Raw genomic sequence first — 12,523 nt, 5'->3', positions numbered from 1 at the left:
GACGCGATGGACGCCCGAGAGATCCTGACCAAGTACTACCAGTACGCCAACGCGGGGGACTGGGACCGCTGGTGCGACCTGTTCGCCGACGACCAGGTCATGGACGAGCAGCTGGCCGGACACATCGAGGGCCTGGAGACCCTGCGCTCGATGATGAAGGGCATGGGGACCATGTACCGGGTCTTCCGCAACGAGCCCGTGCACTTCCTGGTCGACGGGACCAAGGCCGCGGCCGTCTCCCACCTCAGCGCCGTCAGCGCCTCCGGCGAGGCCATCGAGGCCGAGGTGATGAACTACTTCGAGATCGTGGACGGACGGATCGCCTACATGGCGAACTACCACGACACCGCCCCCTTCCAGGTGCTGAGCCAGGACTGAGGGGACCGGACTCGTGGCCACGCAGCAGTACGACTACGTGATCGTCGGCTCCGGCACCGCCGGCAGCGTCCTCGCGAACCGCCTCTCCGAGGACCCGGACGTATCCGTCCTGGTCCTGGAGGCCGGCGGCCCGCGCATCCCGCCCGAGGTGGACGACCCGTCCTCCTGGTACAAGCTGCTCGGCGGGCCCGTCGACTGGGGCTACACCAGCGTCCCGCAGCCCGGCCTCGGCGGCCGCCGTACGTACGAACCGCGCGGCAAGGCCCCCGGCGGCAGCAGCAACCTCTACATCATGATGCACATCCGGGGCCACGCCTCGGACTTCGACAACTGGGCCTACCAGGGCGCGGCCGGCTGGGCGTACGAGGACGTACTGCCCTACTTCGCCCTGCTGGAGGGCCAGGAGGACGCCACCGCCGCCACCACCGGCACGACCGGCCCGCAGCGGATCACCAACGCCGGACGGCACGGCCCCAACCCGGTCTCCCGCGCCTTCATCGACGCCGCCGTCGAGCTGGGCCACCAGGAGATCGCCGACTTCAACACCGACGGCCCCCGGCGCGGCCTCTTCGGCACCGGCTGGCACCACATCGACGTCGCCGACGGCCGCCGCCAGGGCACCCTGGCCGCCTACCTGGAGCCGGCGCTCGTCCGCCCCAACCTGACCCTGCGCACCAGCGCCCAGTCCACCCGGCTGCTCTTCGAGGGCGACACCTGCACGGGCGTCGAGTACGTCCAGCTCGCGCCGCCCGCCGACGTCCCGGGCCGCACCGTCCGCGACGGCCACAGCACCGCCGCGGCCCCCGGCCTCCACACCGTACGGGCCCGGCGCGAGGTGATCGTGGCGGCCGGGGCCATCGAGTCCCCGAAGCTGCTGCTGCTCTCCGGCATCGGCCACCCCGAGCGGCTGCGCGAGCACGCCATCGCCGTCACCGCGGCCGTCCCCGGGGTCGGGGAGAACTTCCACAACCACGTCCTGACCGGGCTGATGGCCGAGGTCACCCAGGAACTCCCGCCCCCCGCGCAGAACCTGTCGGAGAGCGCCCTGTTCCTGTCCTCCCGGCCCGGACTGCCCGCCCCGGACCTCCAGATCGCCTTCGTCCACGTCCCGTTCGACGTGATCGTCGGCAAGGACCACCCGAACACCGTCTCCATCCTGCCCGGCGTCGTCCGCCCCGTCTCGCGCGGCTGGATCAGGCTCGCGAGCGCCGACCCGCTGGCCCACCCGCTCATCCACCCGAACTACCTGGGCGACCGGTGGGACCTGGAGCGGATGGTGCAGGGCGTCAAACTCGCCCGGGAGCTCTTCGCGACCTCCGCGTTCTCGCCCTGGTACAAGCAGGAGCTCCAGCCCGGCCCGGGTTCCGTCTCCGACGAGGAGCTGCGGACCTTCGTCCGGCAGAAGTCCGAGAGCTACCACCACCAGGCCGGCTCCTGCCGCATGGGAATCGACGACCTCGCGGTCGTCGACCCCGAGCTCCGGGTGCACGGCGTACGGAACCTGCGCGTCGTCGACGCGAGCGTGATGCCCGCCGTCCCGTCGGGCAACTGCCACACCGCCATCGCGATGATCGCCGAGCGCGCGGCGGACTTCCTGAGGGGGATCTCCCGTGCCTGACGTGGTCCTGCGCGAGGGGGCGCTGACCGGGACCAGGATCGCGGTCCTGGTCGAGAGCGACTTCTACGAACCGGAGATCTTCTACTACCAGCGCCGCTTCGCCGAGGAAGGGGCCGAGGTCGACTTCCTGACCCGGCTGTGGGGCAACGACTCCATCACCTTCACCGGGCACGAGTACCGGGCGCCCTTCACCGCGGCCAAGTCCCTGGAGGGGCTGGACGACGAGGAGCTGCGCCGCTACGCCGCGCTGATCGTGCCCTCGGGCATGGTCGCCGACCGGCTGCGCTACACCGAGGACGTGGACGTCCTCGCCCCGGCGACCGAGTTCCTGCGCCGGGCCTTCGAGGAGCCGACCGTGCTCAAGGGGATCATCTGCCACGGCATGTGGCTGGCCTCCTCGATCCCGGCCAAGGTGCGCGGCCGCAAGGTCGTCTGCCACAACAACCTCATCGGGGACGTCCGCAACATGGGCGCCCAGTACGTCGACGAGGACGTGGTGGTCGACGGCGACCTCGTCACCGGCCGCACCGGCGCCCACCACCACCTCTTCGCCCGCCGGATCATCGAACTGCTCGCCGCGGGCCGCGGCCGGGGGAGCACCTGATGGGGGCGATGGCCTGGTCCCACGTCGGCCTCAACTGCGCCGACCAGAAGACCACCGAGGAGTTCTACACCCGGTACTTCGGCTTCACCCGGGCCCGGGTCGTCGACCTCGGGGAGTCCCGGATCGTGTTCCTGCGCAAGGGGGACGCGTACCTGGAGCTCTTCGCGGCGGCGGCCGAGCCGGCCCGGCCCGCGCACGAAGACGGCCCGCCGGCCCCGGGCCGGATACGCCACCTGGCCTTCCAGACCGACAGCGTCGACGCCTTCCTCGCGGAACTCGGCGACGCGGCCGAGGTGACGCTGGGCCCGCTCGACTTCGACGACTTCATCTGCGGCTGGCGGACCGTCTGGGTGCGCGACCCCGACGGGGTGATCGTCGAGGTCAGCCAGGGGTACGAGGACGACCGCTCACACGACAAGGACGGTGCATGACATGGCGGGCTCGCTGACCTTCTCCTTCTCCGACACGATCGCGGGCTACGTCGTCCGCTTCGACTCCTCCTCCCGGCTGCTGCGGCTGAAGACCACCGACGACCGCGAGTTCGAGGTCTCCCTCGCCTCCGGCCCCAGCGCCGAGCTGGTGCGCAACCTCGACGAGCCGTACGTCGACGCCTCCGGGCACGTCGACGAGATGCTCTCCCCGGGCCGGTTCCTCTTCGTCTACGGCGTCCACTACCCCGAGCAGGGCGGGCGCTTCGACGCCAAGCGGCTGGTGTTCCTGGGCCGCGGTGCCGAGGACTACCGCTTCGAGGAAGCCGGCTGGTGGATCCGGCAGATCGAGTCGCTGGCCGACTTCTACAAGCGCGCCCAGTTCGGCGACGGCCCGGTGGACTTCACCGAGTACCGCACCGAGATCCGCCTCGGCGGCGACAAGACCGCCAGCCACGTCCAGGAGACCGACACCATCTCCCGCCTGGTCTACGGCATGGCCTCGGCCTACCTGCTCACCGGCAAGGACGAGTACCTGGAGATCGCCGAGCGCGGCACCGAGTACCTGCGCAAGCACATGCGGGTCGTCGACAGCGAGGAGGACGTGGTCTTCTGGTACCACGGCATCAGCGTCGACGGCGACAGCGAGCGCAAGCTCTTCACCTCGGAGTTCTCCGACGACTACGACGCGATCCCGATGTACGAGCAGATCTACGCGCTGGCCGGCCCCATCCAGACCTACCGGGTCACCGGCGACGTCCGGATCAAGAACGACGCCGACGCCACCATCCGGCTCTTCGACAAGTTCTTCAAGGACGAGGAGCAGGGCGGCTACTACTCGCACATCGACCCGATCCTCTTCAGCGCCGACCACGAGTCCCTCGGCGAGAACGCCGAGCGCAAGAACTGGAACTCGGTCGGCGACCACGCGCCCGCGTACCTCATCAACCTGTACCTGGCGACCGGCGACCAGAAGTACGCCGACTTCCTGGAGTACACCTTCGACACCATCGCGGACCGGTTCCCGGACTACAAGAACAGCCCGTTCGTCCAGGAGCGCTTCTTCCGCGACTGGTCCCACGACACCGCGCACAGCTGGCAGCAGAACCGCGCGGTCGTCGGCCACAACCTGAAGATCGCCTGGAACCTGATGCGGATGAACTCGCTGAAGGCCAAGCCCGCCTACGAGCAGCTCGCCCGGAAGATCGGCGAGATCATGCCGGCCGTGGGCAGCGACCTCCAGCGCGGCGGCTGGTACGACGTCGTGGAACGCGTCAAGGAGGGCGACCAGGAGTCGTACCGGTTCGCCTGGCACGACCGCAAGGCCTGGTGGCAGCAGGAGCAGGCGATCCTCGCCTACCTCATCCTGAACGGCACGGTCGGCGGGGACGCGAGCCTGCGCGAGGCGCGCCAGGCCCAGGCCTTCTACAACACCTTCTTCCTCGACCACGACGAGGGAGCGGTGTACTTCAACGTGCTCGCCAGCGGTACGCCGTACCTGCTCGGCACGGAGCGGCTCAAGGGCAGCCACTCGATGTCCATGTACCACTCGGCGGAGCTCTGCTACCTGGCCGCCGTCTACAACAACCTTCTGATCAACGGCCGGGAGATGGACTTCCACTTCCAGCCCGACCCGACCGACCTGCCCGACCGGATCCTGCGCGTCTCGCCCGACCTGCTGCCCGCGGGCTCGGTGCGGATCGCGTCCGTGGAGATCGACGAGAAGCCCTACGAGGAGTTCGACGCCGAGGCGCTGACCGTCCACCTCCCCGACGTCCAGGGCCGGGTCAAGGTCAAGGTCCGGCTCCGGCCGGTGAACAAGCAGTAGTGCCCACGGGGGGCGCCCCAACAAGAGGGGAATGCAGGCCATGAGTCTGAACGTGAAGGAACGCCGGAACAAGACGGCCACCGTGCTGGTCGCCACCGGCGAGATCAACAGCGAGACCTCCGGCACCCTGCTGGAGGCCCTGCTGCCGCTGGTCCGCGAGGGCCGGCCGCTGCGCATCGACCTGACCGCCGTCACCTACGTCTCCAGCGCCGGGCTGCGCACGCTGCTCGTCGTCTACCGCGAGGCGCAGCACGCCGGGGTCGCGGTCACCCTGTACGGGGTGAGCGAGGAAGTCCGGTTCGTCATGTCGGCCACCGGGTTCCTCGACTTCTTCGAGACCGGCGAGGCGGCCGCCACCAGGGCCGGGGCCGCGCGATGAGCGAGGCCCGCTCCGAGCAGGTGCTGCGCGTGGACGCGTACCCGACCCACGAGGTGGGCGGGTACCGCGTCCGCGCGGGCAAGCCGTTCCCCTTCGGGGCCAACGTGGTCCCCGGCGGGGTCAGTTTCTCCGTCTTCTCCGACCAGGCGACCTCCATGTCGCTGGTCATCTACAAGCGCGGAGAGCCCGAGCCGATGGCCGAGCTGGAATTCCCCGAGGAGTTCCGCACCGGCAGCGTCTTCTCCATGACGGTCTTCGGCCTCGACCACGAGAACATCGAGTACGGGTACCGGGCCGACGGCCCCTACGACCCGGCCACCGGCCACCGCTTCGACGCCCGGCAGGTCCTCTCCGACCCGTACGCCCGGCTGATCGCCGGCCGCGACGTGTGGGGCGTGGAACCGGACCGCAGCCGCGGCTACCAGTACCGCTCGCGGGTCTGCCTCCAGGACTTCGACTGGGGCGACGACACCCCGCTGCGGATCCCCGCCGAGGACCTCGTCGTGTACGAGGCCCACGTGCGCGGCTTCACCCGGCACCCCTCCTCGCAGGTCACGGCCCCCGGCACGTTCGCGGGGCTGCGGGAGAAGATCCCGTACCTCAAGGAGCTCGGGATCAACTGCATCGAGCTGCTGCCCGTCTTCGAGTTCGACGAGAGCGACAACCCGCGCAGCAACCCCGAGACCGGCGAGAAGCTCTACGACTACTGGGGCTACAACACCGTCTCCTTCTTCGCGCCGAAGGCCGGCTACGCGGCCACCGGACGCTACGGGATGCAGGGCGACGAGTTCCGCACCCTGATCAAGGACCTGCACGCGGCCGGCATCGAGGTCATCCTCGACGTCGTCTTCAACCACACCGCCGAGGGCAACGAGCAGGGCCCCACCATCTCCTTCAAGGGCCTGGACAACGCCACGTACTACATGCTCACGCCCGAGGGGTACTACTTCAACTTCAGCGGCACCGGCAACACGGTCAACTGCAACCACCCCGTGGTCCGCAACTACGTCCTGGACTGCCTGCGCCACTGGGTCGCCGACTACCACATCGACGGCTTCCGCTTCGACCTCGCGGCCATCCTCGGCCGGGACCTGGACGGCACCCCGCTGCCCAACCCGCCGCTGCTGGAGATGCTCGCCTTCGACCCGGTGCTGCGGCACACCAAGCTCATCGCCGAGGCCTGGGACGCCGGCGGCCTCTACGAGGTCGGCAACTTCCCGGCGTACGGGCGCTGGGCCGAGTGGAACGGCAAGTACCGCGACACCGTCCGCCGCTTCCTCAAGGGCGACCCCGGGGTCACCGGCGAACTCGCCACCCGCGTCGCGGGATCGCCCGACCTGTACACGGGCCGGGGCACCTCGGCCTCCGTCAACTTCCTGACGGCGCACGACGGTTTCAGCCTGGCCGACCTGGTCTCGTACAACGACAAGCACAACGAGGCCAACGGCGAGGGCAACGGCGACGGCGCCAACGACAACAACAGCTGGAACTGCGGGGCGGAGGGACCCACCGACGATCCCGAGGTCAACGCGCTGCGGCTGCGGCAGATGAAGAACGCCCTCGCGATCCTGTTCACCAGCCAGGGCATCCCGATGCTGCTGTCCGGGGACGAGGTCGCGCGGACCCAGCAGGGCAACAACAACACGTACTGCCAGGACAACGAGCTGTCCTGGTTCGACTGGGACCAGGTCGACGAGAACGCCGAACTGCTCCGGTTCACCCGCCAGATGATCGCCTTCCGGGGACACCACCGCGAGCTGCGCTCCACCTCGCACCCCACCGGACGGCTCCGGGAGGGCCTCGGCCTGCCCGACATCAGCTGGCACGGGGAGCGGGCCTGGCAGCCCGACTGGTCGGCGGAGAGCCGGCTGCTGGCGGTGGCCCGCTGCGGCACCGGCGACCAGGACGTGGTGTACGTGGCCATGAACTCCCACTGGGAGGCGCACGACCTGGAACTGCCCGCCCTGCCCGGCGGCCGCAGCTGGCACCTCTTCGCCGACACCGGCGCCGAGGCACCGCACGACATCCGCACTCCCGGGGCGGAGCAGGAGCTCGACAACGCCGGCAAGTACCTGATCGGCCCGCGCTCGGTCGTGATCCTGGTCGGCCGCGCGACCGGCGCCGAACCCGGGGACGACTGACCCGCCCAGACCGAAGGAGACCTGACATGCCGCTTTCCGTGTCCCTGAGCATCGAGGGCGACACCACCGTGATCGAACTGACGGGCGAGCTGGACGCCAAGACCGCCCCCGACTTCCACCAGACGATCGAGAAGGCCGCCGGTCACGGCACCGGCACCGTCGAGATCCGGATGGCCGGGGTCGGCTACATGGCCAGCGCCGGCCTGCGCTCCCTGGTCTTCGCCCAGCAGAAGGTCGGCGGCGAGGTCACCATCAAGGTGACCGGCGCCATCGAGCCCGTCGCCCGGACCATCCGTACGGCGGGGCTCGACCGCAGCATCGTCCTCTCCGATGACTGAGTCGCCGACGACCGGTCAGGGCGCCCGGAACGGTGACTGAGATGGTGGAACTGGCGAGGAAGCCCGCCGTGCTGGACGTGCCCGCGACGATGGGGGCACTGGGCGACATCGCCGCGTTCGTCCTGCGGCTGGCCGGCCGGGCGGGCCTCGGCAAGGGGGCCACGTACCGGATCCGGCTGGCCGTGGACGAGCTGGCCACCAACATCGTGATGCACGGGTACCGGGGCGGCTGCGGACGGATCACCGTCCGCGGCCGCTCCGGTCCCGACGGGGTGCGGATCGTCATCGAGGACACCGCCCCCGCGTTCGACCCCGTCGCCGGCCGCCTGCCCCCCGACCCCGGGATCCCCCCGGAACGGCGGAGGGTCGGCGGCCTCGGCATCCACCTGGCCCTGACCAGCGTGGACTCGTACGCCTATGCCCGCAGGGACGGCCGCAACATCAGCACGCTGACCGTGAAGGCCGATGAGGGGACGGACGCATGCCCTCCACGACCGTGATCATCCTGGACGTGTACCCGCCGCCACCCGTCGAACTGCTGGACGCGCTGCGGCTGATGGACGCCGAACTCGTCCCCCGCACCCTGGGGGAACTGCTGCGCGGCCGGCTCGAACTGCTGCCCGTCGCGGACGTGCTGCTCGCCCCCGCCGAGGCCGACGGGGAGACCGTACGCAGCGCCGTGCGCCGGCTGCGGCGCTGGGCCGGCGCGCCCATCGTCGTCGTCTGGACCGTCCGGGACTTCGCCGCCCTGGAGCGGCACGTCCGCCTCGGCCACGACTACCTCGTCCCGCCCTTCCTGCCCGCCCTCGTCGGAGCCCGGCTGCACAGCTGCACCGAACGGGCCGGGCTCGGCCGCACCTTGCGCGAGGCCGACGCCCGCGCCGAACTCATGGGGTACGAGAAGGAGCTGGAGATCGGCCGCGAGATCCAGGCCGGCTTCCTGCCCGAGGCGCTGCCCGTCCCCGACGGCTGGGAGATCGACGTCCGCTTCCGGCCCGCCCGGCAGGTCGCCGGGGACTTCTACGACGTCTTCGAGCTCTCCCGGGGCCGGCGCCTCGCGGTGGTCGTCGCCGACGTCTGCGACAAAGGAGTCGGCGCGGCCCTGTTCATGGCCCTCATCCGCTCCCTGCTGCGCCACACCGCCGAGAACAGCGGACTCCAGCACCTGATGGCCGCCGGCCGCACCGGCGGCAGCCGCCGCACCCCGGTCGTCGGCGCCACCCCGCTGCTCAACGCGGTCACCGCCACCAACGGCTACCTCACCCGCAACCACCTGCGGCAGGGCTACTTCGCCACCCTGTTCTTCGGCGTCCTGGACCCGCTGACCGGCAGCCTCGTCTACATCAACGGCGGCCACAACCCGCCGCTGCTGCTCTCCGGCGACGGCGCCGTGCCCCGGGCCCTGGAGGTCACGGGACCGGCGGTCGGGGTGCTGCCCGACTGCGTCTACACACTGGGCTACGCCCAGTTGAACCCCGGCGACACCCTCTTCGTGTTCACTGATGGAGTACCTGAGGCCCGCTGCCCCGAAGGCAGCTTCCTCGGTGACGAGAAGATGCTGGAACTGCTCGCCGGCCCCCCGGCGAGCGGCCGGGACGTGGTCGACCTGATGGACCTGGCGGTGCGCGAGCACACCGGCACCGCCGAACAGCACGACGACGTCACCATGCTGGCCGTGCACCGGCCGCGTGCGGCGCGGGGGCCGCACGCGGACGGCACCGGCTACCAGGTGGTGGCGTGATGACCCGGACCATCGTGGTGCACTCGCACCGCGGTGGCACCGGGAAGTCCTCGGTGCTGGCGAACCTCGCGCTGCTGCTGGCGGCCGCGGGACGCCGGGTGGGGGTGGTCGACACCGACCTCCAGTCACCCACCCTGGACCAGCTGTTCCGGCTGGGTCCCGGCACCGGCTCGCTGGCCGACTACCTGCTCGGCCGCTGCGAGATCGAGACCGCGGCACGGGCCACCCCCGTGCCCGGGCTGTACGTCGTCCCGGCCCGGACCGGGACGGCGGCCCTGCGGGAGCTGATGACCACCGGGTACGACGTGGGCCTGCTCCCGGAGGGTTTCGACCGGCTGGCGGAGAGCCACGCGCTCGACTTCCTGCTGCTCGACACGCACGCCGGGCTCAACAACGAGTCGGTGACCGCCATGGGCAGCGCCGACGTCGTACTGATCATGGCGAGGGCCGACCGGGTCGACCTTTCCGGAGTGGAGGAGACCATCGCCCTGGCCGGACGGCTGGCCTGCCGGCGGGCCCTGGTGCTGAGCATGGCACCCGAGGGCGTGGACCGGCGGGAAGCGGCCCGCAGGGCCGAGGAGGTATACGGCGCCCCCCTGGCCGGAATTCTCCCGTACGTTCCGGAAATGGCGGCCCTCTACGGAGAGCGCATATTCGCGGAAGCCCTTCCCGACCACCCCCTGGTCGGTGAATTCCGCACGATCCTCACGGCGTTGGACGCACGTGACGAAGTATCGCGGGCCTGACGCCGCCCCCTTACGCCCCTCACGAGGGGCCGTGTTGAATCGGCAGCGATCCAGAACAAGGAGAGAATCATGAGGATTCTCGTCGTCATGACGGCGAAGGCCACACTCCACCTGCTGGACGGAGAACAGCACCCCTCGGGATTCTGGGCCGAGGAATTCGTCGTCCCCTACACCCTCTTCACGGAAGCCGGCCACACCGTCGACGTGGCGACCATCGGGGGCGAGGCCCCCACGGTCGACCGGACCAGCATCGACCCCGACTTCCTGCGCTGGGTCCGTCCCGAGGGCTCCCCCGACCAGGACGCGGCCAACGCCGCCGAGTACGTCCGCGTCATCGAGCGGACCCCCCAGCTCAAGCAGCCCCTCGCGGTGGAATCCCTCGGCGAGAAGGACATCGCCGAGTACGACGCCCTCTACATCAGCGGCGGCCACGGAGCCATCGGCGACCTGCCCAAGTCCGACGAACTGGCGCAGCTGCTGCGCTGGGCCATCGGCCAGGACAAGCCGATCGCCACCGTCTGCCACGGGCACACCGCACTGCTGTCCCTGCGGGACGGCGAGGGCCACTGGCCCTTCGAGGGATACCGCATGACCGCCTTCTCGCACGACGAGGAACTGGTCACCAACATGGCCGGCCGGCTCCCGCTGATCCTGGAGGCCGAGCTGACCAGACTCGGCGCCCGGTACGAGAAGGCCGACGCGATCTGGGACTCGCACGTCGTCGTGGACCGCAGGCTCACGACCGGTCAGAACCCCTACTCCTCCAAGGCCCTCGCCGAGACCTTCTTGCGGCAGCTCGCCGAGGGCTAGCCCCCGCCACACCGGAAGGTGCAGCCATGACCAAGCGCGTGCTCAGCGACCACCCCCTGGCCAACCCCGGGAAGCTGTTCATCGGCGGCCAATGGGTCCCCGCCCGGGACGGCCGTACGGAGCCGGACATCAGCCCGATCGACGGCCAGGAGATCGTTCCGGTGGCCCAGGCCGCCGCGACCGACGCGGACGCCGCCGTCGCGGCCGCCCGCGCGGCCTTCGAGGAAGGCCCGTGGAGCCGGCTGTCCGCCCAGGAGCGCGCGCTGCGCCTGAACCGCGTCGGTGAGCTGATCGAACGGGACCTGGAGGAGATAGCCCTGCTGGAAACGGTGGACATGGGCAAGCCGTTCGCCTTCTCCAGCACCGTCGACGCACCCATGGCCGCCCAGCTGATGCACTACTACGCCGGCGCGGTCACCCGGGTCGACGGCTCCTCCCGGGCCCCCGCCGGCGGACAGCTCGCCTACACCCTGCGCGAACCCCTCGGGGTGGTCTGCGCCATCACCCCCTTCAACTTCCCGCTCCTGCTGTCCATGACCAAGATCGCCCCGGCCCTCGCGGCCGGGAACACGGTCGTCCACAAACCCTCCCCGGCCACCCCGCTCACCGCGCTGAAGATCGCCGAGCTCTTCCAGGAGGCGGAGATCCCCGACGGCGTCCTCAACGTCGTCACCGGTCCCGGGGTCGAGCTGGGGGAGACCCTCACCGGCCACCCCGACATCGACAAGATCGCCTTCACCGGCTCCACCGCGGTCGGCCAGTCGATCATCCGCAAGTCCGCGGGCACCCTGAAGAAGGTGACGATGGAACTCGGCGGCAAGTCCGCCAACATCGTCTTCGCCGACGCCGACCTCGACGCCGCCGAGGAACTCGCCTTCTTCGGCATCTACTACAACAAGGGCGAGATCTGCACCGCCGGCTCCCGGCTCCTGCTGCACCGCCCCGTCCACGACGAGATGGTCGAACGCCTGGTCCGCCGGGCCGCCGCCCTCAAGCCCGGCGACCCGCGCGACCCGGAGACCCTCTTCGGGCCGCTCGCCCACCGCGCCCAGTTCGACAAGGTGAGCTCCTACATCGAGGTCGGCGAGAAGGAAGGCGCCCTGCTGCGCACCGGAGGCACCGGATGGACCCCCGACGGGGCCTCCAGCCAGGGCCTGTACTTCCTGCCCACCGTCTTCACCGGCGTCGACAACGGCATGCGGATCGCCCAGGAGGAGATCTTCGGCCCCGTCCTGTCGATCATCCCCTTCGACACCGAGGAGGACGCCGTACGCATCGCCAACGACAGCGCGTACGGCCTCGCCGCCGGGGTCCACACCAAGGACCTGCGGCGGGCCCACCGGGTCGCCTCCCAGATCAAGGCCGGGACGGTCTGGGTCAACTGCTACAACCAGTACGACCCCTCGGTGCCCTACGGCGGCTACAAGGCCTCCGGCTACGGGCGCGAGTGCGGACCGGAATCCCTTGAGAGCTACACCCAGACCAAGTCGGTCTGGATCGGCATGGACTGAC

At 70.3% G+C, this 12,523-nt stretch carries 13 protein-coding genes; all 13 read left to right on the top strand.

Translation table 11 applies throughout. The features are described from left to right. Positions 1-6: 6 nt before the first annotated feature. Complete coding sequence (locus tag AC07A6_RS17835) at positions 7-378, top strand: nuclear transport factor 2 family protein (RefSeq protein WP_007262997.1); 372 nt, start codon at positions 7-9, stop codon at positions 376-378. Positions 379-391: 13 nt separating this feature from the next. After that, positions 392-1,996, top strand: coding sequence for a GMC family oxidoreductase (locus AC07A6_RS17830; RefSeq protein ID WP_478777674.1), 1,605 nt, complete (start codon positions 392-394; stop codon positions 1,994-1,996). After that, positions 1,989-2,600 (top strand): DJ-1/PfpI family protein, encoded by a 612-nt coding sequence (locus AC07A6_RS17825; RefSeq protein WP_362468237.1) that lies wholly within the window; start codon positions 1,989-1,991, stop codon positions 2,598-2,600. Before AC07A6_RS17830 ends, AC07A6_RS17825 begins: the two co-directional genes overlap by 8 nt. Then, the gene (locus AC07A6_RS17820) at positions 2,600-3,031 is read left to right on the top strand and encodes a VOC family protein (protein ID WP_478777673.1); all 432 of its coding nucleotides are present in this window, start codon (positions 2,600-2,602) and stop codon (positions 3,029-3,031) included. Before AC07A6_RS17825 ends, AC07A6_RS17820 begins: the two co-directional genes overlap by 1 nt. 1 nt (position 3,032) lies before the next feature. Further along, positions 3,033-4,856: an AGE family epimerase/isomerase gene (locus tag AC07A6_RS17815; RefSeq protein ID WP_362468241.1), complete on the top strand. Its 1,824-nt coding sequence runs from the start codon at positions 3,033-3,035 to the stop codon at positions 4,854-4,856. 40 nt (positions 4,857-4,896) lie between these two features. Continuing rightward, positions 4,897-5,235: an STAS domain-containing protein gene (locus tag AC07A6_RS17810; RefSeq protein ID WP_007262992.1), complete on the top strand. Its 339-nt coding sequence runs from the start codon at positions 4,897-4,899 to the stop codon at positions 5,233-5,235. Further along, a complete protein-coding gene (gene glgX, locus AC07A6_RS17805) occupies positions 5,232-7,376 on the top strand; it encodes a glycogen debranching protein GlgX (RefSeq protein ID WP_362468243.1) in 2,145 nt (714 codons plus the stop codon). The genes AC07A6_RS17810 and glgX overlap by 4 nt, the downstream gene beginning before the upstream one ends. 26 nt (positions 7,377-7,402) lie before the next feature. Beyond that, positions 7,403-7,714 carry an STAS domain-containing protein gene (locus AC07A6_RS17800; protein WP_362468245.1) on the top strand — a complete coding sequence of 104 codons (312 nt, stop codon included), beginning with the start codon at positions 7,403-7,405 and terminating at the stop codon, positions 7,712-7,714. Positions 7,715-7,755: 41 nt separating this feature from the next. Next, a complete protein-coding gene (locus AC07A6_RS17795) occupies positions 7,756-8,214 on the top strand; it encodes an ATP-binding protein (RefSeq protein WP_362468276.1) in 459 nt (152 codons plus the stop codon). Further along, positions 8,196-9,455 (top strand): PP2C family protein-serine/threonine phosphatase, encoded by a 1,260-nt coding sequence (locus tag AC07A6_RS17790; RefSeq protein ID WP_478777672.1) that lies wholly within the window; start codon positions 8,196-8,198, stop codon positions 9,453-9,455. The genes AC07A6_RS17795 and AC07A6_RS17790 overlap by 19 nt, the downstream gene beginning before the upstream one ends. Then, positions 9,455-10,201 (top strand): MinD/ParA family ATP-binding protein, encoded by a 747-nt coding sequence (locus AC07A6_RS17785; RefSeq protein WP_478777671.1) that lies wholly within the window; start codon positions 9,455-9,457, stop codon positions 10,199-10,201. The genes AC07A6_RS17790 and AC07A6_RS17785 overlap by 1 nt, the downstream gene beginning before the upstream one ends. Before the next feature lie 69 nt (positions 10,202-10,270). Continuing rightward, positions 10,271-11,011 (top strand): type 1 glutamine amidotransferase domain-containing protein, encoded by a 741-nt coding sequence (locus tag AC07A6_RS17780; RefSeq protein ID WP_386272094.1) that lies wholly within the window; start codon positions 10,271-10,273, stop codon positions 11,009-11,011. A 26-nt stretch (positions 11,012-11,037) separates the two neighbouring features. After that, positions 11,038-12,522, top strand: a complete 1,485-nt coding sequence (locus tag AC07A6_RS17775; RefSeq protein WP_386272096.1) for an aldehyde dehydrogenase family protein — start codon at positions 11,038-11,040, stop codon at positions 12,520-12,522. Position 12,523 lies beyond the last annotated feature (1 nt).

The organism is Streptomyces sp. NPDC044002 (assembly GCF_056434525.1).
Note: the sequence above shows the minus strand (reverse complement) of the source record. Positions and strands in the feature narration are given on the sequence as shown.

Coding starts and splice junctions, on each gene's coding strand:
- AC07A6_RS17815 (WP_362468241.1), top strand. CDS start 3,033: ATGGCGGGCTCGCTGACCTTCTCCTTCTCCGACACGATCGCGGGCTAC.
- AC07A6_RS17780 (WP_386272094.1), top strand. CDS start 10,271: ATGAGGATTCTCGTCGTCATGACGGCGAAGGCCACACTCCACCTGCTG.
- AC07A6_RS17795 (WP_362468276.1), top strand. CDS start 7,756: ATGGTGGAACTGGCGAGGAAGCCCGCCGTGCTGGACGTGCCCGCGACG.
- AC07A6_RS17775 (WP_386272096.1), top strand. CDS start 11,038: ATGACCAAGCGCGTGCTCAGCGACCACCCCCTGGCCAACCCCGGGAAG.
- AC07A6_RS17810 (WP_007262992.1), top strand. CDS start 4,897: ATGAGTCTGAACGTGAAGGAACGCCGGAACAAGACGGCCACCGTGCTG.
- AC07A6_RS17790 (WP_478777672.1), top strand. CDS start 8,196: ATGCCCTCCACGACCGTGATCATCCTGGACGTGTACCCGCCGCCACCC.
- AC07A6_RS17800 (WP_362468245.1), top strand. CDS start 7,403: ATGCCGCTTTCCGTGTCCCTGAGCATCGAGGGCGACACCACCGTGATC.
- AC07A6_RS17835 (WP_007262997.1), top strand. CDS start 7: ATGGACGCCCGAGAGATCCTGACCAAGTACTACCAGTACGCCAACGCG.
- AC07A6_RS17820 (WP_478777673.1), top strand. CDS start 2,600: ATGGGGGCGATGGCCTGGTCCCACGTCGGCCTCAACTGCGCCGACCAG.
- AC07A6_RS17785 (WP_478777671.1), top strand. CDS start 9,455: ATGACCCGGACCATCGTGGTGCACTCGCACCGCGGTGGCACCGGGAAG.
- glgX (WP_362468243.1), top strand. CDS start 5,232: ATGAGCGAGGCCCGCTCCGAGCAGGTGCTGCGCGTGGACGCGTACCCG.